The sequence below is a fragment of the Luteimonas sp. TWI382 genome (genome assembly GCF_039674545.1).
Classification (GTDB): Bacteria; Pseudomonadota; Gammaproteobacteria; order Xanthomonadales; family Xanthomonadaceae; genus Luteimonas.
On the sequence record NZ_JBDJNS010000003.1, the window covers coordinates 94498 to 121084 of the forward strand.

General features: G+C 70.8%; 22 protein-coding genes and 1 pseudogene. 13 read left to right on the plus strand and 10 right to left on the minus strand.

Annotated features, from left to right (window positions below):
• Positions 1-161: 161 nt before the first annotated feature.
• The gene (locus ABE505_RS03110) at positions 162-1331 is read right to left on the minus strand and encodes an efflux RND transporter periplasmic adaptor subunit (RefSeq protein ID WP_346441995.1); all 1170 of its coding nucleotides are present in this window, start codon (positions 1329-1331) and stop codon (positions 162-164) included.
• On the minus strand, positions 1328-2164 hold the full coding sequence (locus ABE505_RS03115) for an SDR family NAD(P)-dependent oxidoreductase (protein ID WP_346441993.1): 837 nt from the start codon (positions 2162-2164) through the stop codon (positions 1328-1330). The genes ABE505_RS03110 and ABE505_RS03115 overlap by 4 nt, the downstream gene beginning before the upstream one ends.
• A 368-nt stretch (positions 2165-2532) precedes the next feature.
• Here ABE505_RS03115 and ABE505_RS03120 point away from each other — a divergent pair.
• A pseudogene (locus ABE505_RS03120) lies at positions 2533-3444 on the plus strand (LysR family transcriptional regulator); the annotation flags it as partial.
• A gap of 165 nt (positions 3445-3609) precedes the next feature.
• Here ABE505_RS03120 and ABE505_RS03125 read toward each other — a convergent pair.
• On the minus strand, positions 3610-4578 hold the full coding sequence (locus tag ABE505_RS03125; RefSeq protein WP_346441992.1) for a LysR family transcriptional regulator: 969 nt from the start codon (positions 4576-4578) through the stop codon (positions 3610-3612).
• A 114-nt stretch (positions 4579-4692) separates the two neighbouring features.
• Between ABE505_RS03125 and aceB the strand changes: the two genes are divergently transcribed.
• From aceB to ABE505_RS03155, 6 genes are all read left to right on the plus strand, one after another.
• Entirely contained in the window at positions 4693-6333 is a 1641-nt protein-coding gene (aceB, locus tag ABE505_RS03130) for a malate synthase A (protein ID WP_346441991.1), read from the plus strand.
• Positions 6334-6444: 111 nt separating this feature from the next.
• Positions 6445-7776 carry an isocitrate lyase gene (gene aceA / locus ABE505_RS03135; protein WP_346441990.1) on the plus strand — a complete coding sequence of 444 codons (1332 nt, stop codon included), beginning with the start codon at positions 6445-6447 and terminating at the stop codon, positions 7774-7776.
• 43 nt (positions 7777-7819) lie between these two features.
• Positions 7820-8926, plus strand: a complete 1107-nt coding sequence (locus ABE505_RS03140) for an ATP-binding protein (RefSeq protein WP_346441988.1) — start codon at positions 7820-7822, stop codon at positions 8924-8926.
• Positions 8923-10368 (plus strand): nitrogen regulation protein NR(I), encoded by a 1446-nt coding sequence (gene ntrC / locus ABE505_RS03145; RefSeq protein ID WP_346441987.1) that lies wholly within the window; start codon positions 8923-8925, stop codon positions 10366-10368. The genes ABE505_RS03140 and ntrC overlap by 4 nt, the downstream gene beginning before the upstream one ends.
• Positions 10369-10443: 75 nt before the next feature.
• Entirely contained in the window at positions 10444-10971 is a 528-nt protein-coding gene (locus ABE505_RS03150; RefSeq protein WP_346441986.1) for a superoxide dismutase family protein, read from the plus strand.
• A 62-nt stretch (positions 10972-11033) separates the two neighbouring features.
• Positions 11034-11648, plus strand: coding sequence for a superoxide dismutase family protein (locus tag ABE505_RS03155; protein ID WP_346441984.1), 615 nt, complete (start codon positions 11034-11036; stop codon positions 11646-11648).
• Positions 11649-12502: 854 nt separating this feature from the next.
• On the opposite strand, the gene ABE505_RS03160 is transcribed toward ABE505_RS03155, so the two are convergent.
• Positions 12503-13402 (minus strand): hypothetical protein, encoded by a 900-nt coding sequence (locus tag ABE505_RS03160; protein ID WP_346441982.1) that lies wholly within the window; start codon positions 13400-13402, stop codon positions 12503-12505.
• Between the two features lie 92 nt (positions 13403-13494).
• On the opposite strand from ABE505_RS03160, the gene ABE505_RS03165 reads away from it, so the two are divergent.
• Together ABE505_RS03165 and ABE505_RS03170 are read left to right on the plus strand one after the other, a co-directional pair.
• A complete protein-coding gene (locus ABE505_RS03165) occupies positions 13495-14772 on the plus strand; it encodes an acetyl-CoA C-acetyltransferase (RefSeq protein WP_346441981.1) in 1278 nt (425 codons plus the stop codon).
• A 26-nt stretch (positions 14773-14798) separates the two neighbouring features.
• Positions 14799-15362: a hypothetical protein gene (locus tag ABE505_RS03170; protein WP_346441979.1), complete on the plus strand. Its 564-nt coding sequence runs from the start codon at positions 14799-14801 to the stop codon at positions 15360-15362.
• A gap of 57 nt (positions 15363-15419) precedes the next feature.
• Here the strand turns inward: ABE505_RS03170 and ABE505_RS03175 are convergent, their stop codons facing one another.
• Both ABE505_RS03175 and ABE505_RS03180 read right to left on the minus strand, forming a co-directional pair.
• On the minus strand, positions 15420-16691 hold the full coding sequence (locus ABE505_RS03175) for a heme biosynthesis HemY N-terminal domain-containing protein (RefSeq protein ID WP_346441978.1): 1272 nt from the start codon (positions 16689-16691) through the stop codon (positions 15420-15422).
• Between the two features lie 85 nt (positions 16692-16776).
• Complete coding sequence (locus ABE505_RS03180) at positions 16777-17565, minus strand: uroporphyrinogen-III synthase (RefSeq protein ID WP_346441976.1); 789 nt, start codon at positions 17563-17565, stop codon at positions 16777-16779.
• Between the two features lie 67 nt (positions 17566-17632).
• On the opposite strand from ABE505_RS03180, the gene ABE505_RS03185 reads away from it, so the two are divergent.
• Both ABE505_RS03185 and ABE505_RS03190 read left to right on the plus strand, forming a co-directional pair.
• Positions 17633-18100, plus strand: coding sequence for a YiiD C-terminal domain-containing protein (locus tag ABE505_RS03185; protein ID WP_346441974.1), 468 nt, complete (start codon positions 17633-17635; stop codon positions 18098-18100).
• 108 nt (positions 18101-18208) lie between these two features.
• The gene (locus ABE505_RS03190) at positions 18209-18637 is read left to right on the plus strand and encodes a YkgJ family cysteine cluster protein (RefSeq protein WP_346441973.1); all 429 of its coding nucleotides are present in this window, start codon (positions 18209-18211) and stop codon (positions 18635-18637) included.
• A 22-nt stretch (positions 18638-18659) separates the two neighbouring features.
• Here the strand turns inward: ABE505_RS03190 and ABE505_RS03195 are convergent, their stop codons facing one another.
• Entirely contained in the window at positions 18660-19508 is an 849-nt protein-coding gene (locus ABE505_RS03195) for an alpha/beta fold hydrolase (RefSeq protein WP_346442083.1), read from the minus strand.
• A gap of 200 nt (positions 19509-19708) precedes the next feature.
• Here ABE505_RS03195 and ABE505_RS03200 point away from each other — a divergent pair, with 200 nt between their 5' ends.
• Together ABE505_RS03200 and ABE505_RS03205 are read left to right on the plus strand one after the other, a co-directional pair.
• Entirely contained in the window at positions 19709-20260 is a 552-nt protein-coding gene (locus ABE505_RS03200; protein WP_346441972.1) for a biliverdin-producing heme oxygenase, read from the plus strand.
• A gap of 32 nt (positions 20261-20292) precedes the next feature.
• A complete protein-coding gene (locus ABE505_RS03205; RefSeq protein WP_346441970.1) occupies positions 20293-22011 on the plus strand; it encodes a GAF domain-containing protein in 1719 nt (572 codons plus the stop codon).
• 87 nt (positions 22012-22098) lie between these two features.
• Here ABE505_RS03205 and ABE505_RS03210 read toward each other — a convergent pair whose 3' ends face one another.
• The 3 genes from ABE505_RS03210 to ABE505_RS03220 form a co-directional block, all read right to left on the minus strand.
• The gene (locus ABE505_RS03210) at positions 22099-23115 is read right to left on the minus strand and encodes a 3-oxoacyl-ACP synthase III (RefSeq protein WP_346441969.1); all 1017 of its coding nucleotides are present in this window, start codon (positions 23113-23115) and stop codon (positions 22099-22101) included.
• A 151-nt stretch (positions 23116-23266) separates the two neighbouring features.
• A complete protein-coding gene (locus tag ABE505_RS03215; protein WP_346441968.1) occupies positions 23267-23578 on the minus strand; it encodes a DUF4156 domain-containing protein in 312 nt (103 codons plus the stop codon).
• A 77-nt stretch (positions 23579-23655) separates the two neighbouring features.
• Positions 23656-26424, minus strand: coding sequence for a pitrilysin family protein (locus tag ABE505_RS03220; protein ID WP_346442082.1), 2769 nt, complete (start codon positions 26422-26424; stop codon positions 23656-23658).
• Positions 26425-26587: the final 163 nt, after the last annotated feature.

The following is a 26587-nucleotide window of genomic DNA, read 5'->3' on the forward strand; positions in this document are numbered from 1 at the left end:
AAGGCCGCAGCGAAAGAAAACGCGGGTACAGCGAGGCCTTCTCCGCGACGACGAAGATGCCCCGAGGGTGCCGATGCGCACCGGGCTTGCTCGGCAAGGCCCGGCTCGTGCCCGATGCGCTGCACGCGTCTCCCCAGAGGGAGGCCGCGGTCATGCGACCCTTAGTGTTGTGCGACCGCCTTGACCGGCTGGCCATCGCGCATCGCGACCGTCTGCGGTGCGACCGGCATGCCGGGCATGAAGACTTTCTGCACGCCGTTGACGATGACGCGGTCGCCGGCGGCCAGGCCCGAGTCGACCACGCGCAGGCCATCGACCATGCGCCCGGGGACGATGTCGCGGCGCTGCGCGGTGTTGTCTTCGCCCAGCACGTAGACGTACTTGCGGTCCTGGTCGGTCAACACGGCCTTGTCGTCGATCAGCACCGCCTCGCGCGCCGTCGCGCCTTCGAGCTGCACGCGGGCGAACAGCCCCGGCGTGAACCGGCGGTCGGGGTTGGGCAGCACGGCGCGGGCGCGCACGGTGCCGGTGGCCGGATCGACCTGGTTGTCGAGGAAATCGACGGTGCCGGCATGCGGGTAGCCCGTCTCATCCGACAGGCCCACGCGCACCGCATTGCGGCCGGCGGTGCGCGCGCCCTCGCGGGCCAGTGCCTGGTGCCGCAGGAACGTGCGTTCGTCGGTCTCGAAGTAGACGTGCACCGGATCCTGCGAGACCACCGTGGTCAGCAGCGAGGCATCAGCCTGGGCGAGGTTGCCGGCAGTCAGCAACGCGCGTCCGGCGCGGCCGTCGACGGGTGCGCGGACCTGGGTGAAGGCCAGGTCCAGCTTCGCGGTCTCGACCGCGGCCTGCGCGGCGCGCACCGCGGCCTCGGCTTCGGCGCGGCCGGCGCTGCGGGCCTCGAAGTCGTCGCGCGAGATCGCGCTGGCCTCGATCAACGACTGCGCGCGGTCGTGCCGGGTCGTCGCCAGCTGCGCCTCGGCGCGGGCCCGGGCCAGCTCGGCCTCGGCGCGCTGCAACGCGGCGCGGTACGGACGCGGGTCGATGACGAACAGCAGGTCGCCCTGCTTCACTTCGTCGCCTTCGGCGTAAGCCACGCGCTCGACGTAGCCGCTGACCCGCGGGCGCAGCTCGACGCTCTCGACCGCAGCGATCCGGCCGGTGGCGTCGTTCCAGTCCTTGACCGGCTCGGCGAGCACCGCGGCGACCCCGACTTCAGGCGGGGGCGGCGGGCTGGCCGATTCGGCGCGGCTGTCGCAGCCGGTCACGGTGACGGCGATCGCGGCGGCCAGCAGCGAGCCGGCCAGGGCGCGGGTGAGGATGGGGGTCATGAGCGGAACTCCTGGGGGGATCGGGAACGGGCCGCGATGCGCTGCAGCAGCGCCTGCGCGGCGGTGTCGTGGGTCGATGCGGGCAGGCACGGTGCCGCCGCGAGGTCGATGTCGTCGGACAGGCCGGGCGGGCGCACCGGGCCCTCGGACGGGAACCGCAGCAGCGCGGCGTCCGGGCGCAGGCGGCCGTCGACCATGCGCAGTGCGTAGTCGGCGATCGCATCGGCGTCCGGCCACTGGGTGCAGGCGTGCGCGGCGTTGTGCGCGGTGCGCACCGGCGAGTCGATCGCCAGCATCTGCACCCGCACCGGCAGCGTCCGTGCTTCCTCGTGCAGCACACGGGCGAGCATCTGCAACGCGGCCGCACCGATCGAGCGGTGGCCGTAGCCCGACCAAGGCTGCTCGGCGCCAGGGCCGCCGACCAGGACATAGGCGCCGCCAGGGACCGGTGCGAGCAGCGGCAACAGATGCCGCGCGGCGGCCAGATGCGGCAGCAGGTCTTCGTCGAGTCGCCGGCGTAGGAAGTCGGCCGGGGCATCGAGCAGTCGGCGTGCCGGGGCGGCGCCGCGGATGGCCGCGACCACCGCGCCGGGACGGGGGCCGGCCAGCGCGGCGACGCGGTCCGCGAGCGCGGCGGCGTCGGCATCGCTGCACAACGTCGCGGCCAGCGGCAGCACGGTCGCGCCGTGACGCTCGCGCAGCGCGGCGAGGGCGGCGGCGTCGCGCGCCACCGCGATCGTCCGACGTCCGGCGGCTGCAGCGCGGGCGACCAGGCGCGTGCCGATCGCCCCGGTCGCGCCGAGCACCAGCAGCGGCGAAATTGTCCCGGTCATGGGATTTTGTCTCCCGAAAAACAGGCTTCGACCGAGGCCTGGGACTCCTGGTCGGGGGTCGACACCCCCAGCCACGCCCACATCCGCCGCCAGTCGAAACCGCCACCACGCACCCCGCGGGGGACCGCAAGGCGGGCGCTAGATGATTGATTCGGCGGGATTTCCAACCGACGCCGGGGCGCGGCCGTGCGGCCTTGTCGGGCGACGGCATGGAGGCTGGGAACAGGGCGATCGAGGGACACCGGCGAACTCCGGTCGGGCGAGGCGGCAAACGATAGGCCGCCATCCCGGACTTGATTAGTCCCGATTCGAGGGAATAATTGTCCCTCGAACGGGCCAATCGCGTCCGTCCCCACCGGAGTGCGCGCATGGCCCACGATCTCAACGACACGCTGATCTTCGTCAAGGTGGTCGAGCAGGGCAGCTTCATCGCTGCCGCCAACGCGCTCGGCCTGCCCAAGACCACGGTCAGCCGCAAGGTGCAGGAGCTCGAGCAGCGGCTGGGGGCGCGGCTGCTGCATCGGACCACACGTCGCCTGGGGCTGACCGAGGCCGGCGCGGTCTACCACGAGCATTGCCAGCGCATCGCGCGCGGGCTTGAAGAGGCCGAGGCCGCGGTGGGCCAGTTGCAGGGCGGTCCGCGCGGCTGGCTGCGGTTCACCGTGCCCTACTCGATCGGCATCACCTGGATCGCGCCGCTGCTCGGCGATTTCCAGGCCCAATACCCGGAGATCCTGCTCGACATGCACATGGGCAACGAGCATCTCGATCTGATCGGCGGCGAGGCCGACCTGGCGTTGCGCGTGGGCACCCTGCCCGATTCCAACTTCGTCGCGCGCAAGCTCGGCAGCCTGCGCACACAGGTCTTTGCCAGCCCCGCCTACATCGAACAGCACGGCGAGCCGCTGCATCCCGACGACCTGCAGCACCACCGCACACTGGTGATGCGCAAGAGCCGCAACCCGCACAACGGCCGGTTCGTGTGGTCGCTGACCGACGGCCAGGCGCTGCGCGAGTTCCCGGTCAATCCGCAGTTGGTCGGCAACGACCCGGCCGCCTTGAACTGGGCACTGATCAAGGGCGAGGGCCTGATGCTGACCGGCGATGTGATGGCCAAGGCCTTCGTCGAAGCGGGCATGGTCCAGCGCGTGCTCGCCGGCTGGACCGGCCCGGAGGTCGACTTCAACGCGGTGTTCGCCGGCGGCCGGCTGGTCTCGCCGAAGGTCCGTGCGTTCGTCGACTTCCTCATCGAGCGCCTGAACTTCGACGCCGACCACATGCAGACCCTGTGCATGGTGCAGAAGCAGGCGATGGAGGCCAAGGCCGCCGGCGAGGTCGCACTGGCGCAGTTGGAGAAGGCCTCGCGCCGGTCCGCGGCACCGGACCCCCAGCGCGCCGAGCCGGTCACCGCCGGCCGGTGACAGTCACGACGGCGACGCGGGCGCTCAGCGTTCCGAGTGTCCGCTGCCGCTGCCGTCGCGCCGGGCGAACAGGTCCGGGCGGATCAGCTCGACGAACGCGCGGGCCTGTGGCGAGAGCAGCTTGCCCTTGCGCACCACGACGCCGTAGCTGCGCGCAGGAAACCACTCCGAGACCGGACGCGTCGCCAGTCGCGTCGCATCGCCCGCCTCCAGGCAGATCGCGCTGGCGATCGAGATGCCCAGGCCCATCGCGACGTACTGCTTGATCACCTCCCAGCCGCCGACTTCCAGCGCGATCGTGTAGGGCACGCGCGCCTGCTGGAACACCTGGTCGACCAGCCGGTAGGTCACATGCCGCTTGGGCGGCAGGATCAGGCCGTAGCGCGCGATCTCCTCCAGCGTGATCCGCCGCGCGCGCGCCAGGGCGTGGTCGGGCGGCGTGAGCAGGACCGGTTCGAAGCGGTACACCGGTGCGTAGTCGAGGTCCGGCGGCACGTCGACCATCGAGCCGACCACCAGATCGACCGCGTCACTGCGCAGCAGGTCGTTGCCGTCGGCGGTGATGGCGTCATGCAGCGTCAGCCGCACATCGGGATGCTGGCGGCGGAACAATTCGACGATCTTCGGCAGCAGGTACAGGATGGTCGCGCTGTTGGCCGCGATCGTCAGCGCACCGGCGTCCAGGCCGCCGACTTCGCGGCGGAAGGCCGCCGGCAGCCCGTCGATGCCCTCCACCAGCGGCAGCGCCAGGTCGTAGAGCACCTCGCCGGCCCGGGTGGGCACCAGCCGTCGGCCGCTGCGCTCGAGCAGCTTGACCCCGAGCTCGCGCTCGAGCGCCTGCAACTGCAGCGAGATCGCGGGCTGGCTGACGTAGAGCGCCTCGGCGGCCCGCGAGACCGAGCCCAGCCGGGTCGTCTGGCAGAACGCGCGCAGCGGCTTGAGCCGGTCGCTCTTGTACGGAAACCGTAATGCGGGCGGGGACTTGGCGGCCATTTCGGCATGGTTATTAGCCAGACTCATAGTTCGCATTGACAGAACTCGTTTGTCAAATACCAGGTGTGGAGAGACGGTCTGCTGCACCGCACCACCCCCAAGGCGACCGTTGCGATGAACGCTGTCCACCGACTGCATGCGCTGTCCCCCTCTCCCGCCTGCGACCTGCCGGCGGGCCTGCCGGCAGGTCTCCCGGGCGACCTGCTCGATGACGCCGCCCAGGCCTGTCTGGCGGATCTGCACCGCGAATTCGAGTCCAGGCGGCAGGCTCTGCTCCGCGCCCGGCAGACCCGCCAGGCCGCCTTCGATGCCGGCGCCCTGCCCGACTTCCGCACCGACACCCGGACGATCCGCGAGTCGGCGTGGACGGTCGCCCCGGCACCACCGGCATTGCGCGACCGGCGGGTCGAAATCACCGGGCCGGTCGATCCGAAGATGGTCATCAACGCGCTCAACTCCGGCGCGCAGTGCTACATGGCCGATTTCGAGGACTCGACCTCGCCGACCTGGGCCAATCTGCTGACCGGCCAGTGCGCCCTGCGCGAGGCGGTCGCCGGCAGCCTGACGTTCGAAGGCAACGGCAAGCACTACGCGCTGCTGCCCGAGGCACGCCAGGCGGTGCTGATCGTGCGGCCGCGTGGCTGGCATCTGGACGAAAAGCACGTGCTCGTCGATGGCGCGCCGATGTCGGCAGCGCTGTTCGATGCCGGCCTGTTCGCGTTCCACAACGCCCATGCGCTGGCCGCGCGCGATCGCGGGCCCTATCTGTACCTGCCCAAGCTGCAGTCGATGGAAGAAGCGCAGCTGTGGGACGACGCGCTGGCGCACATCGAGCGCGCGCTGGGCCTGCCGACGGGGCAGATCCGGGTCACGGTGCTGATCGAGACGCTGCCGGCCGCCTTCGAGATGGACGAGATCCTGCACGCCCTGCGCGGGCGCATCGCGGGCCTCAACTGCGGACGCTGGGACTACATCTTCTCGTACATCAAGACCTTCCGCCGGCACCGCGATCGCGTGTTGCCCGAGCGCGGCCAGGTGACGATGGTCCAGCCGTTCCTCAAGGCGTACTCCGAGTTGCTGATCCAGACCTGTCATCGCCGTGGTGCGCATGCGATGGGGGGCATGGCCGCGCAGATCCCGATTCCGGGCGACGCGGCTGCGAACGAGGCGGCAATGGACCGGGTGCGCGCCGACAAGCTGCGTGAGGTCACCGCCGGCCACGACGGCACCTGGGTCGCGCATCCGGCGCTGATCCCGATCGCGCGGCAGGTGTTCGATGCGCGCATGCGCGGCCCGCACCAGCACGCGATGACGCGCGACGACGTGCTGGTGGCACGCGACGATCTGATCGTGCCGTCGCTGGGCACGATCACGCACGCCGGCTTCGCCGGCAATGTCGAGGTCTGCGTGCGCTACCTCGCTGCCTGGCTCGACGGCAACGGCTGCGTGCCGATCCACGGAATGATGGAAGACGCCGCGACCGCGGAGATCGCACGTGCCCAGCTGTGGCAGTGGCTGCATTGCGCCGACGCCGACGCCAGCGGGGTGCCCGGCCCGCCGCTGCATCTCGACGACGGCACCGCGATCGACGACGCGCTGTTCGACCGGGTGCTGCTGTCACTGCCCTCGCGCCTGGCGCGCCAGGCGGTCCCCGGCGCCGCTCGCGTGGCCGAGGCCATTGCCCTGCTCGAGGTGCTGACCCGGGCCGACACGCTGGCCGATTTCCTGACGTTGCCGGCGTACGAGCGGCTGTGAAACCCCGCGATGGGTGATGGGTGGCGTGATTGTCCCCCCAACACGCATCCGGAAAGCCGATTGCCCGCGCCGCCGCACCCATTCCCATCACCACGCCCGAAGGAGTTCCCCATGACCACGCGCCAGCACCAGATCGACGCCCTGCAGCACGAATGGACCACTGACCCGCGCTGGAGCGGCATCCGGCGCACCTATACCGCGGCCGACGTCGTGCGCCTGCGCGGCAGCGTGCAGCCCGAGCACACGCTGGCCCGGCGCGGTGCGCAGCGGCTGTGGACGCTGCTCAACGGCCAGGCCAGGAAGGGCTATGTCAACGCGTTCGGGGCGATCAGCGCCGGGCAGGCGATGCAGCAGGCCAAGGCTGGGCTGGAAGCGGTGTACCTGTCGGGCTGGCAGGTTGCGGCCGACGGCAATACGTCCGAGACCATGTATCCCGACCAGTCGCTCTACGCCTACGACTCGGTGCCGGCGATGGTGCGGCGGATCAACAACACCTTCCAGCGCGCCGACGAGATCCAATGGAAGAACATCGCCGACGGCAAGCTCGACGCGCACGAGGCGATCGACTTCTTCCTGCCGATCGTCGCCGACGGCGAGGCCGGCTTCGGAGGCGTGCTCAATGCCTATGAGCTGATGAAGAACATGATCGTCGCCGGCGCGGCGGGCGTGCATTTCGAGGACCAACTGGCCGCGGTCAAGAAGTGCGGCCACATGGGCGGCAAGGTGCTGGTGCCGACCCAGGAAGCGGTGCAGAAGCTCATCGCCGCCCGCCTGGCCGCCGATGTGCTCGGCGTGCCGTCGATCGTGCTGGCGCGCACGGACGCTGAGGCCGCGACGCTGCTGACGTCGGATTTCGATCCCAACGACGCGCCGTTCGTCACCGGCGAGCGCACCGCCGAGGGCTTCTACAAGGTCCGCAACGGCCTGGAGCAGGCGATCAGCCGCGGCGTTGCCTATGCGCCGTTCGCCGATCTGGTGTGGTGCGAAACCGGCACCCCGGACCTGGGCTTTGCACGCGAATTCGCCCAGGCCGTCCACGCCGCCACACCCGGCAAGCTGCTCGCCTACAACTGCTCGCCGAGCTTCAACTGGAAAAAGAACCTCGACGACCGCCAGATCGCCTCGTTCCAGGACGAACTGTCGGCGCTGGGCTACAAATTCCAGTTCATCACCCTGGCGGGCATCCACATCAACTGGTTCAACAGCTTCCGATTCGCGCACGACTACGCGCGCGGCGAAGGCATGCGCCACTACGTCGAGCAGGTGCAGGAACGCGAGTTCGCCGCCCGCGACCAGGGCTACACCTTCGTCTCGCATCAGCAGGAAGTCGGTGCCGGCTACTTCGACGATGTCACCACCGTGATCCAGGGCGGCGCCTCCAGCGTGACCGCACTGACCGGCTCGACCGAGGAGGCGCAGTTCTACACGACACGGGCGGCGTGAGGGGAAGGGTGCCGGCGGCGGCGCAGTGCACTACATTGGTGCGATGCCCGCCGTCGCCCCCCTGCCCGCTGCCGACTTCGACACGCTGGCCACGCCCCTGGTGTGGACCGGGGGTGATGGCCGCATCCGCGACTGCAACGTGGCCTTCGCGCGCTGGTTGGGGGTGGGCCGGCGCCGGTTGCTGGAGCAGCCGTTGGCCGCACTGGAGGTCGAGGGCGAGACCTTGCGGCATGCGTTGCGCCAGCCCGGCGACGAGAGCGACACGCCGCTGCGACTGCGGCGCCTGGCACTGGCCTTCCTTGGCGGCGAGCCGCGCTTTGCCGACGCCTGGGTGACGCACGCCGCCGATGGCGGCGTGCTGCTCGAGGCGCACCCGGTGGACGAGTTTCCGGGCGCCGATCCGACGCTGGCGATGCCGATGGCGTTGTCGGCCGCGCTGCGCGGGTTGGCGCACGAGCTGCGCAATCCGCTGGCCGGGCTCAAGGGCGCAGCGCAGTTGTTGGCCCGTCGTGCCGGCGACGGCGAAACGGGGGAACTGGTCGCGCTGGTCGGCTCGGAGGTCGGCCGGCTCAGTGCGCTGGTCGACCAGTTGTTGTCGCCCCAGGCGCCGCAGCCGCATCGGCCGTTGAACATCCACGGTGTCTTGGAACAGGTCCTGCGGCTGGCCGAGGCCGATGCCGGCTGGGCGGTGCGGATGGTCCGCGACTACGATCCCAGCCTGCCGGAGCTGGCGGGCGATGCCGATCGGCTGACCCAGGCGATCTGGAACCTGGTGCGCAATGCGATCCAGGCCGGCGCGGCGAACGTGACCTTGCGCACCCGCGCCGCACTCGCGGCGCGGATCGGCGACGAGGTGCATGCGATGGCCTTGCGACTGGAGGTCGTCGACGATGGCCGCGGTGTGCCGGGCGATCTCGTCGAGCAGATCTTCCTGCCCCTGGTGTCGGGGCGTCCGGACGGCAGCGGGCTCGGGCTGGCGCTGGCGCAGCAGGTCGCGCGCGAGCATCGCGGTGCGCTGGTCTACCGCTCGCGTCCGGGCCATACCGTGTTCACGCTGCAACTGCCGTTTCCACCGCTCGATGTCGCGTCTGCGCTGCCCACCGACACCGCTGCTGAGGTCGGCGCCTCTGAGGATCCTGCACCCCGATGACCTCCACTGCCCGCCGCATCTGGGTCGTCGACGACGATCGCGCCGTCCGCTTCGTGCTCGCCACCGCGCTCAGCGAGGCGGGTTACGACGTGTCCGGCTTCGATAGCGCGCAGGCGGTGCACGAGGCCCTGCAGCGGCGTGCCGCGCCCGATCTGTTGTTCACCGACGTACGCATGCCCGGCGACAGTGGTCTGCAACTGCTCGATGCGCTCAAACAGGCGCATCCGCAGCTGCCGGTCGTGGTGATGTCGGCCTATACCGATGTCGCCAGCACCGCCGGTGCATTCCGCGGCGGTGCGCAGGAGTTTCTGTCCAAGCCGTTCGATCTCGACGAAGCGGTGGCCCTGGCGGCGCGCGTGCTCGGCGATCGCGAGCCTGCACCGGCCGGCGCCGGCGAGCCGGCGGTCGAGAGCGCGGACGCGGGTGCGGACGATGCGTTGGTCGGCGACACGCCGCAGATGCGGCAGTTGTTCCGCGCGATCGGCCGGCTTGCGCAGGCCCCGGTCGCGGTGCTGGTGACTGGCGAGACCGGGACCGGCAAGGAGCTGGTCGCGCGCGCGCTGCACCGTGAATCCCCGCGCGCTGGGCGGCCGTTCGTCGCCCTCAATACCGCGGCGATTCCGGCCGAACTGCTGGAGAGCGAACTGTTCGGCCATGAGGCCGGCGCGTTCACCGGCGCTGCGCGGCGCCATGTCGGCCGCTTCGAGCAGGCCGACGGCGGGACGCTGTTCCTCGACGAGATCGGCGACATGCCCGCCTCGCTGCAGACCCGGCTGCTGCGCGTCCTGGCCGAGGACGAGTTCTTCCGGGTCGGCGGCCGTGAACTGATCCGGGTCGATGTGCGGGTGATCGCCGCGACCCACCAGGATCTCGAAGCGCTGGTCGCGCAGGGGCGGTTTCGCGCCGACCTGCTGCACCGGCTGGACGTGGTGCGCCTGCGCCTGCCGCCGCTGCGCGAGCGCCGTGACGACGTGCCGCGACTGGCCGAACGTTTCCTGCAGGCGGCCGCCGCCAAGCTCGACGCGCCGGCCAAGCGGCTGGGGCGGGCCGTGCTGCAGCGGCTGGCGGCGTACGACTGGCCGGGCAACGTGCGCGAGCTGCAGAACCTGTGCTGGCGGCTGGCGGCGTTGGCGCCGTCGGAGCGCATCACCGTGCAGGATCTCGACGCGCTGTTGCCGGTGCAGTCCGTTCTCGCGCGGCCGAGCGACGAGGCCCCGGGCGACGCCACGCACTGGGAGGACGCACTGCGCGCCTGGGCCGACCTGCGGCTGCGCGCCGGCGATGCCGACCTCCATGCCCAGGCCCGCGAACGCCTGGACCGGGTGCTGCTGGAAACCGCGCTGGCCCAGACCGGGGGGCGCCGCGCCGAGGCCGCGGTGCGCCTGGGCGTGGGCCGTAACACGCTGACCCGCAAGCTCGGTGCCCGCGGTCGGCGCGGCTGAGCGGGTCCCGGGCCTTCATCCGCACTGAACTCCCGATCCATAAGGTGTCGTCCGATGCTTCGATCGTTTCGCCCCGTGTTGTCCCTGTTCGCCGCCGCACTGGTCGTGGGCTGCGCGAGCGCGCCGCGCCCGGCGCCGCCGCCGGCCGCTGCGGCCACGCCGCCATTGGCCGGCACCGGCACCGCGAATGCTGCGGTCGCCAACCTCGCGTCGGCGTCGGGCACCCTGGTCAGTGGGCGCGTGATGCTCAGCCCTGCGCAAGGCGGCGTGCGCATACGCGGTGAGATCGGCGGCCTGGTCGGCAACGGCACCCACAACCTGCGTCTGCACGCCCGCGGCGACTGCAGCGCGGTCGATGCCGCCAGCGCCGGCCCCGAGTACGACGCCCAGCGTGGCGCACCCTCGCAAGTGCCTGACTCGGGCGAACGCGGGCGGATCGTTGCCGATGCGCGCGGTGTCGCCATGGTCGACCTGCTGCTGCCCGGCGCGGTGCTGGGCGGCGGCGCGCCCAACGATGTCGTCGGCCGCGCGCTGCTGGTGCTTGGCGCCACGCCTGGGGCGATCAGCGCGCGGGTCGCCTGCGGCATCGTCCGGACCGAATGATCCGCCTGCGTTCATCCCATTCTCGGCGCACTGCGCCATTTCGACCCCGAAGGAGTGTTCCCATGACCCAGACCCGTCGCCTCGTTCCTGCCGTCGCCGTGCTCGCGCTGGCACTGTCGGCCTGCGGCAACAGCAGCACGACCGATAACGAAGATGCCGCCGCCGAGGCCGACCGCGCCGCTGCGCCTGCGTCGGGCCAGGCGTCCGCGCCTGCCGCGCAGGCCGCGAACGCCGGCGCCAGTGCCGAGCTCGCCCCGACCCAGGGCCATGAGACCGCCGGCACCCTGCGCTTTGCGATGGTCGATGGCCGCATCCAGGTCACCGGCACGGTCACCGGCCTGCCGCCTGGCGGTACCCACGGCTTCCATGTGCACGAACACGGCGATTGCAGCGCGCCTGACGGCACCAGTGCCGGTGGCCACTTCAATCCGGCCAGCAGCGATCACGGCCGAGTGGGCCACGGCGCGCACCACGTCGGCGACAGCGACAACATCGTCGCCGGTACCGACGGCACCGCGTCGGTCGACGGCTGGCTGGAAGGCGCGACGCTCGGCGATGGTGCGCCCACCGACATCGTCGGCAAGGCGGTCATCGTCCATGCCAATGCCGACGACTACGTGACCCAGCCGACCGGCAATGCCGGCGATCGGCTGGCCTGCGGTGTGATCCGGTCCTGACGGACTGCCGGCCCGCTCGCGGGGCCTTGCGCCTCGCGGCTGGGCGTCGGCGAGCGAGATGAAAGCCTCGCCCCCACCCGATGCCTGCGGCATCGACCTCCCCCGCAAGCGGGGGAGGTGGCTCTGCTAGCGAACCTCGGCAGCGTCTGGCGCCAGTTCACTGCTGGTATTTCGGGCTGAGCGGGGAGCTGCGCGTTGATGGCGTCCAGATTCCGCGTCGAATCGCACCTCGGTGCGGCGCTTGATACGGGGTATGGCGGTACCGCTGATGCGCTGCCCGCCGTCATGTCGTGCGAGTTCGTCACAGGCGCGATCACGTCGTCGCAGGCGCGATGGCATGAGTTGTCGCAGGCGCGATGCCATGAGCCCTCCCCCGCATCGCGGGGAGGGTTGGGTGGGGGCAAGAGGCCGCGGTGGTGCATGCAGAAGCCGCTGCCCCCACCCGATACCTACGGCATCGACGCTTCCCGCGCGCGGGGAAGGTGAATCCAGGTCGGCCGCAAAACGGTTACACCCGCCGATGTCCCGCGCGCGGGGAGGTAGGCTCTGTTCGCAGGCCTCGGCACGCTGATGCGCTGCCTATCGTCGCGCGAGTTCGTCACAGGCGCGATCACGTCGTCACAGGCGCGATGCCATGAGTTGTCGCAGGCGCGATGCCATGAGCCCTCCCCCGCATCGCGGGGGAGGGTTGGGTGGGGGCAAGAGGCCGCGGTGGTGCATGCAGAAGCCGCTGCCTCCAACCGATGCCTGTGGCATCGACCTCCCCGCATGCGGGGAGATGAGTCCAGGTCGGCCAGGAGGCGGCCCCGCCGACCTTCCGCGTGGCGTCTGTAGCGCCGATCGGCTGCCTGTGATCAGGCCAGCGCGGCGCGCGGGTCATGGCCCGGGGTGACGTGCACGAACTCGGCCGGCACGCCATGGGCCTGCAGCACGGCCGCGAACTGGCGCTGGCGGGCTTCGTGCATCGCCAGGCCATGAGCGAGGCGACTTTCGTCCTGCTCGCCGGGCGCGCAGCGTCGCCGCCAGTCGTCGGGGCCCAGCAGTGCCATGCGCACCTCGCCCTGCGCATGTCGCAGCAGCGGCTCGGGCGGGGCATCGAGCCAGATCTCGTCGTCGGGCGCCAACAACGCAGCCTCGAGCACGTCCCACAGCGGCTCCAGCCCCTGGTTGCGGTACTGCAGCGCGGTCATTGCCAACAGGTCGTGCAGCGTCAGGTAACGGGCGTGTTCGATGCGTGCACCGAACGCGTCCTGCGTCTGCAACGCGGTGTCGGCCTGGACCATGCCCAGGTCGAGCAGCATCGATTCCATGTGCGCCGAGACTGCTTCGGTCGCGGCGGGTTCGCCGACGAACAGATACGGCAGCACGCGCAGGCGACCGCCGGCCAGTTGCGGGTCTGCGCGGAACGGCAACGGTGTTTCGCCCTGCTCGTCGGCGCCGAAGGCGATGATCCGCGGCCCCTGCCCGGCCTGCGGCGCACGCGCGCGCAGTTCCTCGAGCCGGCGGTGCACCGGCCAGCCCGGGCGCAGCAGCTCGGCCGGGTCGAAATGCGCCGCGGCGAAGACCAGGTCGAGATCGCGCACCCCGGGCACCAGCACGCCCAGGTCGCGCCCCAGGCGCGTGGCCAGTGCGCCGGCCGCCTGCTGGCCCACGGCATCGCGGGCCGGTACCGAGTCGTCGCTCAGTTCCAGGGCCAGGACGCCGCGCACGAGCGGCGCGGCATCGTGTCGGGAAAAGTCGGGATCTGCGGTCATTGGCCGTCCACACGGGCAGGGATACACTCGTTCACATTATGCCCGTCCCGCGTCGTGGACAGTCTCACGCAAGCCCCTGCGAGGAAAATCCGATGCTGCTAGGTCGTCCCGTCGCCGTGCTCGGTGGCGTCCGCATCCCGTTCTGTCGCCAGAACACCGCGTACGCCGACGTCGGCAATCTGGGCATGTCGGTCCGCACGCTCGGCGCCCTGGTCGAGAAGTTCGGTCTGCACGGGCAGCAGTTGGGCGAGGTGGCGATGGGGGCGGTGATCAAGCACTCGAGCGACTGGAACCTCGGACGCGAGGCGGCGCTGTCGTCGGGGCTGTCGGCGCTGACGCCGGGCATCACGATGCAGCGCGCCTGCGGCACCTCGCTCGACACCATCGTGGCGATCGGCAACAAGATCGCGACTGGCCAGATCGAATCGGGCATCGGCGGCGGCTCGGACACGACCTCCGACGTGCCGATCGTCTACGGCCGCGCGTTGCGTCGCAGGCTGCTGACGGCCAACGCGGCCAAGTCCACCAAGGACCGCATCGCGGCGTTCCGGGGATTTCGTCCGCGCGAACTCAAGCCCGATTTCCCGGGCGTGGCCGAGCCGCGCACCGGCAAGTCGATGGGCGAGCACTGCGAGGACATGGCCAAGGAATGGAACATCGCGCGCGATTCGCAGGACGAGCTCGCGGTCGCCTCGCACCACAAGCTCGCCGCCGCCTACGAGCGCGGGTTCTTCGACGATCTGGTCGTGAGCTTCCGCGGCGTGGCGCGCGACAACATCCTGCGGCCCGACACCTCGATCGAGAAGCTCGCCACGCTCAAGCCGGCATTCGACAAGGCGTCGGGCCGCGGCACGCTGACGGCCGCCAACTCCACGCCGCTCACCGACGGCGCGGCCGCGTGCCTGCTGGCCAGCGACGACTGGGCAGCCGCGCACGGACACCAGGTGCTGTGCCACATCCGCGACGCGCACGTGGCCGCGGTCGACTTCGTGCACGGCGAGGGCCTGCTGATGGCGCCCACGGTCGCGGTCGCGCAGATGCTCGCGCGCAACGGCCTGACGCTGCAGGACTTCGACATCTACGAGATCCACGAAGCCTTCGCCGCGCAGGTGCTGTGCACGCTGCGCGCGTGGGAAAGCGCGGATTATTGCCGCACGCGGCTGGGCCTGGAGGCGCCGCTGGGACGCATCGACCCGCAGAAGATCAACCCGCTGGGCTCGTCGCTGGCGACCGGCCACCCGTTCGCGGCGACCGGCGCACGCATTGTCGCCACCACCGCCAAGCAACTCGTCGAGCGCGGGGGCGGCCGGGCGTTGATTTCGATCTGCACCGCCGGTGGCATGGGCGTGGTCGCGATCCTCGAACGTTGATCGTACGTCCATCCAAGGCCGCATCCATGTCCGCTCTCCCTTCTTCCGCGCGCCGGCTCGGGCCGCTCGCCGCGGTCCTGCTCGTCGCCCTCGCCGCCTGCGATCAGGCTCCGGCGCCGGCGCGTGGACCTGCGGTCATCTCTGCGCCGCCCCCGCCCGACGCCTTGCCGGACTGCGATGCGATCGCCACCGCGCTGGGCGAGCTGGTCGTCGGCCTGGAGGTGGTCGACCCCGCCGGAACCCGGCAGGACACCGCGGACGCCTTCAGCCTGAGCTGCGCCTGGCGCGGGGCGGACGATGGCGCTGCGTTGGGCGCGATCGTGATCGTCGACCAGAAGCCACTGACCGAGGCCGATATGCGCCGGGCCGGGTTGTACGTGGACGATCCCAGGGTCGCCGCGCTCGGCGGCTTCATCGCCTATCCCGAAGGACGCCTGGATGGGGCCGAGATCCTGGGGCCGGTCGGGCCGCAGGTGATCGTCGGTCCGGTCACGGTGACCCTGGCCGCGAACGCGCGTGGCGCAGTGGCCAATGTGACCTTGGCGCAGGCTGTCGATGGTGCAGTGGCGATCCATCGCCTGATGCGCTGACCGGCCGCGGGTGACGGCCGTTCGCGGCCGCCCATCGAGGCGACCGCGGTGTCGGGCTCAGGGCCGCGGCGTGAGGTCGTCGGGATCGCGCAGGTGCGGCAGGCCGTGATCGTCGCGCCGTTCGGCCGCCGCCATCGTGGGTGCCGATGCGTCCGCGGGCAAGGCCAGGATCGGCTCGTTGCGCGCCGCACGCAGGGCGTTGGCGTAGCACAGACGTGCGGTGCGCTCATCGCCCTCGGCCGCGTAGCCGTCGCCGAGCTGGACCCAGGCCTCGCTGCCGGCGCCCTGCTCTGCCGCGCGCTGCAGCAGGCTGCGCCCACGACCCCAGTCGCGGCGCGCGTGATGCTGCCGCGCCAGGCCCAGCATCGCCGCCGAGCTGGCCGGATGTGCCTGCAGCCAGCGCTCCAGGCGCGCACGTCGATGCTCGGGGTCGCCGACATCGAGCATCGCGTAACGGGAGGCCAGTTGCTCGTCCCAGCGGGCATCGAGTGCGGTTTCCAGGCTGCGCAGTGCGGCATCGTGCCAGCCCAGCGCGGATGCGCGGTCGACATAGACAAGCACCACCGGGGTCTCGGTGCGCAGCCCCTTGGGCAGCGCTTCCCAGCGCTCGGCGAGCATGTTGGCGTCGGCCGCTTCGTGCAGCGACGCGGCCGCCCAGCGGACCTCGCGGGCAGCGAGTTCGGCCTCGGGCAGCGCCTGCTGGCGCCGCAGCGCGCCGAGCAGCCCATAGGCTTCCGCCGCGTGCCCGGTCTGGGCCCAGGCGTCGGCGCGCAACGCCAGGCCGCGCGGCGGCAGCGGCTGCGCGTTGGGGGCATCGAGTGCGGTCAGCGCATCGATCGGACGGTCTTCGAGCATGGCGATCTGCGCCAGTGCGATGGCGCGCGTGGCCGGATGCCGGTCGCCCAGGCCGTCGAGGTACGCACGTGCCGCTGCCGCGTCGCCGCGCGCGAATGCGGCCTGCGAGGCCGCCAGGCGGGCCGCCGGCTCGTAATGCGGATTTTCGTTCGCCGACTGCGTGAGCAGCTTCTCGGCCCGCGTGTAATGGCCCTGGTGCAAGGCGTCGAGCCCCTCGCCCAGACGGCTCTGGGCGCGCGACTCTCGATAGCGGCCCCAACTGCGGAACGGCAAGGCGATCAGGCTCATCACGAGCCAGAGCAGCACCAGCGCACCCAGCGCCATCGCGATCGCATTGACCAGCGTGGTACTGCGATCGAGGCCGTCGTAGCGGACGATGACCAGGCCAGGATCGCTGGACAGCAGCAACTGCGCAGCCAGCGCGCCCAGCAGGGCAATGACGATCCAGATCAGCAACGCGCGAAGCAGGGACATGGGGAGGCTTCCGTAAAGGCGATGCGAAGACAGGCTACGGTGCCTGACAGCATCGTGATGGCTCCGTGGTGGATGGGAGCGCCATTCAGGATACGTGCGCACGCGCCTGCGTGGCGGGCGATGCGGCCGCGAGCAGGGATGCCGGGCGGGCGTCGGCGGCGACGCGCACGTCGTCAAATCCCAGTGTCCGCGCCAGCACGGCCAGCCGTTCGCTGGCCGCGAGCGCCTGCGCGCGCTGCAGACGCGTACGGACGCGATCGGGCAGGTCGGCCAGTAGCGTCGTCAGCGCTTCGCCGCTGCTGACCGGCAACAGCCAGGGGTCTGGCAAGGTCTGCAGGACCGCCAGCCGGCGCGCGGACGGCCGGACCGGCACCCGCGCGTAGACATCGGCGCGCCGCAGATGGGCGCCTGCGGCCGCGAGTGCGGCCGCGATCATGCCGCGGCCGCCGGGCGCGGTGACCAGGCCGACGCTGCGCGCCGCCAGGTCGGTCAGTGGCAGCAGCGCCAGCAGGCCCTCGCTGTCCATGCGCGTCGGCGCGCGGACTTCGGCCACGCCGCGCGCCGCCAGCGCTGCGGCCGTGCCGGCCCCGACGGCAAGCCAGTCCTGGCCTGCGCGGCGCAGCAGGGGCTGCAAGGCCGCGGCCGCGGCCACCGCCGGCGGACTGGAGAAGATCACGATCTCGGCCTCGAGCGCGGCCTGCAGCGAGGCGCGGACGGCGTCGCCGTCGCGCTGGGCGATGCGCCAAGGCGACAGTGCGAACGTGCGCGCACCCAGGCGTGCGGCGGCGCGCCGCAATGCGACGTGGGCCCCGACCGGGCGCAGCGAGATGACGTAGTATCCCGCCAGAAGCGAGGAAGCCGGCGCGACATGCATGCGCGAAGCTTGGTGGCTGCCGGGGAACGGCGCAAGCCGGACGACTCTCCCCCCGACAGGACACCCGATGCAACACGAAGAACCGCTGCGCCGGCTCGCGGCGCACTACGCTTCCATGCCGCCGGTCGCGGCGATGCGGATCGACATCGCCGGCTTCGATGGCGAGCGCCTGCGCCTGCGCGCGCCGCTCGCCGAGCACGTCAACGACAAGGGGTCGGCGTTCGGCGGCAGCCTGGTGTCGCTGATGACGCTCGCCGGCTGGGGGCTGACCACGCTACGCACCGAAGCCGCCGGACTCGATGCCGATGTCTACGTCGCCGATTCGCAGATCCGCTACCGTGCCCCGCTGTGCGACGACCTGCAGGCCGAGGCCGTGCTGTCGGACGGCGACTGGGACACGTTCGTACGGACCCTGCGCATCCGGGGCCGTGCACGCGTGCAACTGGCCGCGCAGGTGGTGCTGCCCGATGGCGCAGTCGCGACTGGCATGCAGGCCCGCTACGCCGCGATTCTCCGGCCCGGCGCCGACCGTTGAGCGCATTGGGCTGAATGCCGCGTGGGCGTGGTCCCCGGCCCCCTTGCGCGCACCGCCGCAGGGATCGAGAATCCGCGCCCCGCCTGCCTTCTCCCGTCCGGTCGCGCCATGCCGCATCCGTGTCTGACCTGTGGTGCCTGTTGTGCGCATTTCCGCATCAGCTTCCACTGGAGCGAGGCCGACCCCGAACTCGGCGGGCCGGTCCCGCTGGCGCTGACCGAACCGCTGCGCACGCACGAACGCGCGATGCGGGGTACGTCCTGTGCCCAGCCGCGCTGCATCGCACTCGACGCCGACATCGGCCGGTATTCGCGCTGCACCATCCATCCGGTGCGGCCGTCGGTCTGCGCCGCGGTGCCGGCCTCGCTCGAGTTCGGCGAGCGCAGCGGCCAGTGCGATCGGGCGCGCCTGGCGCATGGCCTGCCGCTGCTGTCGGCCGCCGACTGGCGCTGGCGCGACGAGCCGGCCAACGACGACGAACCCGACGACAACGGCCACAGTCCGACGCCACCGACGGTGCCGCCCATTGCGGCTTGAACCGCCGCTGCGCGTACGTGAACTAGGCGGGCAGCGGATGGCGTTCGAGGAAGCTGCGGATCCGGGGGACCAGCACGGCATGCCGGTCCTCCAGCACGTAGTGACCGGCGTCGTCGAAAGCCTCGACGTCGGCCTGCGGCAGCGCGCTGCGGAACCCGTCGAGGAAATGCCGGTCGAAGACGAAATCGCGCAGGCCCCAACCGATGAATGCCGGGCGGTCGGCGTAGTCGGGCAGCGCCCGGCCGGCGGCTTCGAGCAGCGGCCAGGCGCGGTCGTTTTGCCCCAGCGGGATGTCCTGCATGAAGCGCACCGTGGCGATCCGGTTGCGCCAGCTGTCGTACGGGGCGACGTAGGCGCGGCGCACGTCGGCGGGCATGCGTCGCTCGACGCCCAGCCACGAGGCCCCGGCCGAGAACGCGTTGAAGCCGCGGATGAGCCATTCGCCGACGGTGTAGTCGCGCCCCAGCGCGATCTGCCAGGGCATCGCCTTGTCGGCCGGCATCGGAAACGCGGCGGTGTTGGTGATCACCAGGCGCTGCACCTGCGCCTGATGCGCGAGCGCCCAGCCGAAGCCGATCATGCCCCCCCAGTCGTGCACGGCCAGCGTCAGCGGTCCGTCGATGCCCAGGTGCGCGAGCAGCGTACCGACATCTTCGACGCGCCAGTCCAGCGTGTAGTCGTAGCGCGGGCACGCGCGCGGGCCGTCGTCGGGCTTGTCCGACAGGCCCATGCCGACATGGTCGGGCACGATGCAGCGATAGCGGTCGCGCAGGCCGCGCACCAGATGTCGCCAGTAATAGCTCCACGATGGATTGCCGTGGAGCATCAGCACGACATCGCCGTCGCGCGGGCCCTCGTCGAGGTAATGCATGCCGATGCCGGGCCGGACCTCCAGGCGATGGCGGGCGAAGTCGTAATCGGGAAATTCTTGCACGGTGACGTGGATCCGGCGCGGTCGTGGAAACGCGCCATTGTAGGCGCCAGGGCCTCAACTGCCCGAGGGTGCGGCGATCTGCACGCAATGTCGGAATCCAACAGAAGGCGACGATGCGGCCCGGTATGCTTTTTTCGATGAATGCGAGCGTCCATCAGCCGGCCGATCCACGGGTCGATGCCAGGCAATTCCTGCGTTGCCAGACGCGGCATCTGCACGCGCGTGTGGACGCCTTCTTCGCCGACGGGTTGCGGACCGCGGGCGATTACGCGCGCTATCTGGTCGGCATGCATCGCTTTGCGGCCGACCACGAGATTGCCGTCGGCGCCTTGCCGCGGCAGTCGTTCTGGCTTGCGTGCGATCTGCAGACGCTCGGGCTGGCCCCTTTGCCGCCGGGTGGGGTCTGCACGCCGGTCGCCAATGCCGACGAACGCCTGGGCTGGCACTACGTGATGGCCGGCAGCAGCGTCGGCGCCCGCTATCTGCTGCGGCACGCGCTCGCGCTCGGTCACGACGAGGCGGCCGGCGCGCGGTTCCTCACCCGTCATGCGAACGATGAAGGCTGGGCCCGCGTGCTCGAACGTCTCGCGGCGTGCGCGCCGGAGGACGAGGCCCTGATGGCACGCCTGCAGCGCGGCGCCTGCGATGCGTTCGTCCAGGTGCATGACTGTTTCGAACGCAGTTTCTAGACCCACCCCGTTCCCGCTCAGGAGTCCGCCACATGAACACCGCTCTCGAGCGCGCGTTGCAGGTCTGTGCCAATGAACCGATCCACCTGTCCGGGGCGATCCAGCCACACGGGTACCTGATCAGCTGCCACTTGCCCGACTGGACCATCCACCATGTCTCGGCGAACATCGAATCGCTGCTGGGCGTGGGTCCGGAGGAGATGTTGCGGCACACGTTGCGGGAATTCTTGACCGACGACCTGATCCAGGCCGTGGCCGAGACCATCGGCTTTGGCGAATCCGGCGCACCGCCGCAGCGCGCCGCGGTGGGCAACATCGGCCCGATGGCGCATCTATGCGATGTCAGCGTGCACGTCGTCGATGGACTGGTGCACCTGGAGATCGAGCCGCAGCCGCGCAGCGCAGCCGAGCGCTCGCCGACGGTGGTCGCGCAGGCGATGATCGCGCGCGTGGCCGGCAGCGACGATATCGTCGACTTCCACCAGCGGGTCGCCGAGCAGGTGCGCCTGTTGACTGGTTATGACCGGGTGATGGTCTATCGTTTCCGCCACGACGACTCGGGCGAGGTGATCGCCGAGTCGCGCGATTCGGCGCTGACGTCCTATCTGGGCCTGCGCTATCCCGCATCCGACATCCCGGTGCAGGCGCGCACCCTGTACCTGCGCAACCGCATCCGCGTGATCCCCGATGCGACCTATGTGCCGGTGCCGATCCTGCCCGATCGCGACGGGCGCGGCGGGCCGCTGGACCTGGCGCAGATGGCGCTGCGCAGTGTCTCGCCGGTGCATCTGGAATACCTCGCCAATATGGGCGTGGTCGCGTCGATGTCGATCTCGATCGTGTCCGCGGGCCGGTTGTGGGGCTTGATCGCCTGCCACCACCGCACGGCGCGCCGCGTGCCCCCGGGCGTGCGTGCGGCGGCCGACCTGTTCGGGCTGTTCGTCTCGATGCGGGTGGCCGCGCGCGAGCAGCAGCGGGCGCTGGCGCTGGAGGAAGCGGCACGCGGTGTACGCGAGACCCTCGCCCTGCGGCTCGACAACGCGATCGATCCGCGCTTGGCGCTGTCCACCGAGCTCGACCTGTTGGCCCGCGCAGTCGACTGCGACGGCGTCGGCTTGCTGCAGGGCGGGCATTGGCACAGTGCCGGACGCACGCCCGGCCAGGGCCAGATGCCCGGGCTGCTGGACTGGATCCGGCGCAACGATGCGGGCACCGGTCTGGTGAGCACCGACACCGCTGCCGACTGGAGCCGCGACCTGGACGAGGCCGATGGCATCGCCGGCGTGCTGGCATTGCCGCTCGACCCGGCACGCGAGGAATGGCTGTTCTTCTTCCGCTGCGAGGAAGTCCAGGATGTGCGCTGGGCCGGTCGCCCGGACGAGCCGTTCCTGATCGACGAGGATGGCGGTCGCATCGGTCCGCGGGCGAGCTTTGCCGCCTGGCACGAGACCGTGCGCGGCTTCGGCGTGCCGTGGTCGGATGCCGACCGTCGGATCGTCGGCCGCCTGCAGGCCACCCTGCGCGAACGCTACCGCCACAGCGTGCTGCATGCCGAGGTCGGCGACCTGCGTGCGCATCGCGCGCGCATGGACGTGCGCGAGCAGCGGACCCGGCTGATGCAGATGTCCGAACTGCTCGACGGTTTGGTGCACGTCAGCCCGCAGGAAGCGGCGCAGCTGTCGGCGCGGATCAACGGCCTGGAGGCCGAACTGCAATCGTTGATCGGACCGGCGCACGCGACCGGGAACTGACGCCTCGTCGCAGGCCGGTACGACCGGCCCGTGGCGATGCTGGGACCGCCGGGCGCCCGCGCGATGCGCGCGACGCCGGGTCGATGGTTACCAGACCACCTCGGCCATCGAGCAGTTCAGGCCCGAGCCGATCCCCAGCAGGGCGACCCGGTTGCCCTTCTTCAGGCGGCCCATCTCGCGCAGCTTGCTCAGCACGATCGGCACCGAGGCCGGGCCGATGTTGCCGTGCTCGCCGAAGATCGTGTGGACCTTCTTCGGGTCGATGCCGAAGGCCTGCACGAACGAGGCGGTGTGGACCTTGCTGACCTGATGGATCACGAACTCGTCGAGTTCGTCGACGACCCAGCCCAGCGCCTCGCGTGCGGCGATGAAGGTCTTCTGCGCCAGCTTCATGCCTTCGAGCAGCAGCATGCGGGTGTCGGTGACCATGCGGTCGAGGTTGCCGCGGCACAGGGTGTTCCACTCGGTCGCCGAGCGGGTCACGCCGCCCTTGTAGCGCGGCGCGTCGGGCACCAAGTCGGCGCGCGCGAGCACCATCGCCGCCGAGCCGCAGCCCAGGGTCAACGTGGCCAGCTCGTTGCGGAAGTCCTCTTCGGTCGCGTCGGGATGCAGCAGACGCTCCATGGTCTTTTCGTAGGCGAGGTTGGCGGTCTCGCCGTCGACGATCAGTGCGTAGTCGATCTCGCCCAGCTCGATCATGCGGCTGGCCACGTCCATGCCGTTGACGAATGCCAGGCAGGCATTGGCCAGGTCGTAGTTCTGGCAGGTGTCGCCGATGCCGAGGTTGCCGCCGACGATGCTCGCCGTGGACGGCTCGAGAAAGTCGCGGCTGACCGAGGTGTTGACCAGCAGGCCCAGCTGCGTGGCCTCGATGCCGGCATCGGCGAGCGCCTTGCGTCCGGCCAGCGTCGCCGCGTCGGAGGCGAGCGTCTCGTCGTCCCACAGGTGGCGGGCGTGGATGCCGGCGATGTCCTTGAGGACGTCGGTCTTGATGCCGAGGCGGTCGAGGGTCGGCTTCAGCCGAGCGTTGATGTCGTCGCTGGACAGACGGTGCGGCGCATCGACATGGGCGAGGCCGGCGATGGCGACGTTTTCAAAAAGCATGGGCTGGGCGCCGGATGTGGCAAAGGGAGCCGCATAGGGTAACCGCTTCGCCAGGGCGACGCATGTTGCGGGCGCGCAGTCGGGCCGCCCGACCGCGCGAGGATGGGGCGGGCGATGCCCTGCGGGCCGATCCGCAGGGGGATTACCGTGTTCAGCGTCCGCAGCGCCAGGCGCCGAAGCGCTGACTGCCGGCGACCGGCTCGCCCAGCGGGCTGATGGTGTCGGCCGACAGGCCCGGCGCCTCGTTGCGCGCCAGTGTCTCGAGCTCCTCGCGCACACGCAGCGCGTTGCGCTCCACGAACGCGATGCTGTGCTTGACCGAGACCTCGACCTCGCCGCGCTTCTCGCAGTTGCCCGGCGCCGGGTTGACCACACGTACCGCGCTCGCACCGGGCGCCATGTGCACCCAGGTACAGCCGGTGGCGGACACGGACAGCAGCAGAACCAGCAGGGACTTGCGCATGGAGACTCCGGACAGTCGAGGAAGGGCGCGATGCCCGCCATTGTGGCGGGCATCGCGCGGACGCGCGATCAATGCGGTCACCGGGCCACCGGCTTGCCGTCGGCGTCGAGCACCTGGACCTCGCCCAACTCGAGCGCACGGATCGGTGTCTCGATCTTCGACAGGTCGCCCACGACCACCCAGGTCAACGTCGCGGGGTCGAGCGTGCGCGACACGCCGGCCAGGTCGGTCACCGTCATCGCCTCGATTTCGGCCTTGCGCTGGAAGACGTAGTCGTCCGGCCGGCCGAAGCGGAGGTTGCCGCCGATCGTCGACATCACCGACCACGCGGTCTCGTAGGCGCCGGGCAGGCTCAGGGTCTGGATCGCCTTGGCGCGCGCGAGCTCGGCGTCGGTGGCCGGACGCTCGCCATCGGCGACCTCGGCCAGCTCGCGCCGGATCTCGGCCATCGCTTCGGCGGTCTTGTCGATCTGCACCGGCGCCGAAGCCATCCAGGGGCGCTGGCCCAGCGTGCCGGTCGCCGAGCTGCGTGCGCCGTACGACCAGTGCTTGTCCTCGCGCAGGTTCATGTTCAAGCGTGCGGTGAAGTCGCCACCGACGACGGTGTTGAGCATGTCGAAGCGGGTGGAGGCTGGGTCGTTGGTCGGGGGGATCACCTGGGCGGCGAAGATGTTGGCCTGCACCGCGCCCGGCTGGTCGATCAGGAACACCCGCGGCGCGCTGGGACGGGCGACCTCCGGCACGGTGATCGGGGCGGGCGCAGTGCCGGTGCCGCGCCAGTCGCCGAAGTGCTTCTCCAGCAGCGGCACGATCTCCTCGAGCGTGGTGTCGCCGACCACGATCAGCGTCGCGCCTTCCGGGCGCACCCAGTCGCGATGGAAGGCCACCAGGTCCTCGCGCGTGAGCTTGGCGATCGAGGCCTCGTCGCCGCTGCCGGTGAACGGGATCGCGTAAGGATGACCGGCGCCGTAGACCAGCGGCGGCAGCACCCGCATCGCCACGCTCGACGGCCGCGCCTTTTCCTGGCCGATCCCGGCGATCCAGCTGGCGCGGATGCGCTCGATCTCCTTGGGCTCGAAGTTCGGGCGGCGGACCATGTCCGCAAACAGCGCCAAGGATGCGTCCAGGTTTTCTTTGAGCGCCGATACATAGGCGTTGCTGCCGTCGAGCGAAGCGCCGGCGCCCAAGCTCGCGCCCAGCGATTCGACGCGGTCGGCGAAGTCCAGCGCGCCCAGGCCGCCAGCGCCTTCGTCGAGCACGCTCATCGTGAAGCTCGCGGTGCCCGGCGTGCGCCCCTGGTCGGCGGTGTAGCCGCCGCCGAATTCGTAGCTCAGTTGCACCACCGGGATTTCCGGGCGACGGGCGAGAATCACCTGGGTGCCGTTGGTGAGCGTCGCGCGCTGCTGCTGGGGGAACTTCAGTTCCGGGAACGACGTGGTCCGGGGCACGCCCTGGCTGCGATCGACGTCCGTGCGCGCGGTGCGGTACTTCGGATCGGGCACTGGCGGCGTGAACGGTGCCGGCGTGACCGCGGGTTCCTCGGCCAGCGGCGTGCGCGCGCCCGGCACCACGGTGATGGTGTGGCTGCCGACATCGAGCCACGTCGCGCCGGCCGCCTTGACGTCGTCGATGGTGGTCGCGGCCACGTTCGCCAGCGCTTCGCGGAAACAGCCCGGGTCGCCGTCGTAGACGGTGCATTCGGCCAGCGCGTCGGCCTTGCCGCCGAATCCGCCGATGCGCTCGATGCCGCGGACGAAACCGGCGCGGAACGAGGTCTTGGCGCGCTCGAGTTCTTCGGCCGTGGGGCCCTGCTCGATCAGGCGCTGGAGTTCCTCCTCGATCGCCGCTTCCACCTTCGCCGGGTCCACGCCCTGCTTGACGGTCGCCATGACGATGAAGTTCGAACCCAGCTGCGAGCCGTAGGCCCCGGCACTGATGTTGTCGACCAGGCGGTCGTCGTGCAGCAGGCGCTTGTCGAGCCGCGAGGCCTTCGCGCCGCCGAGCACGCTGGCCAGCACCTGCAGATGGTCGAGGTCGGCGGTGCCCAGTTGCGCGACGTTCCACGCGCGGTAGATCCGGGCCTGCGGCACCTGGTCCTCCATGGTCTCGCGGGTGTCGGCGTTACGCCGGGCGACATCCACCTGCGGCTGGGCCATCGTCGGGCCGGCCGGGATATCGCCGAAGTAGCGCGCGACCTTCTGCCTGGCCGTCGCCAGGTCGATGTCGCCGGCCAGCACCAGCACCGCGTTGTTGGGGCCGTACCAGGTGCGGAACCACTGCTTGACGTCGTCGAGCGAGGCTGCGTCGAGGTCGTTCATCGAGCCGATGACGCCGTGGTGGTAGGGATGGCCCTTGGGATAGAGCGCGCGGGTGAGCTTGTCCCACACCTGGCCGTAGGGCTGGTTCTCGCCCTGGCGCTTCTCGTTCTGGACCACGCCGCGCTGCTCATCGAGCGCAGCCTGGTCGATCGCACCGAGCAGATGGCCCATGCGGTCGGATTCCATCCACAGCGCCATGTCCAGCGCCGTGGTCGGCACGTTCTGGAAATAGTTCGTGCGGTCGGTGTTGGTGGTGCCGTTCTGGTCGGTCACACCGACCTGCTTGAAGGGCTCGAAGAACTCGCCGTGGTGGTTCTCGCTGCCCTGGAACATCAGGTGTTCGAACAGGTGCGCAAAGCCGCTGCGGCCGGCCGGCTCGTCCTTGCTGCCGACGTGGTACCAGATGTTGACCGCGACGATCGGCGCCTTGCGGTCGGTGTGGACCACCACCCGCAGCCCGTTGGGCAGGGTGAAGCTCTCAAAGGGGATGTCGACGCCGACGGCGGCCGGGGCGGATGCCTGCGCCATGGCCGACGGTGCGAGGCCGGCACCGGCCAGGGCGAGCCCGGTGGCCAGCGCCAACACAGCGCGGCGGGGACGGAAGAAGGCGGGACGGGCAAGACCGACGGACATGTGCAATTCCTGAGCAACGGGCCGCGCGGGGCGGACGATGCGCCCATCCTAGCCACAC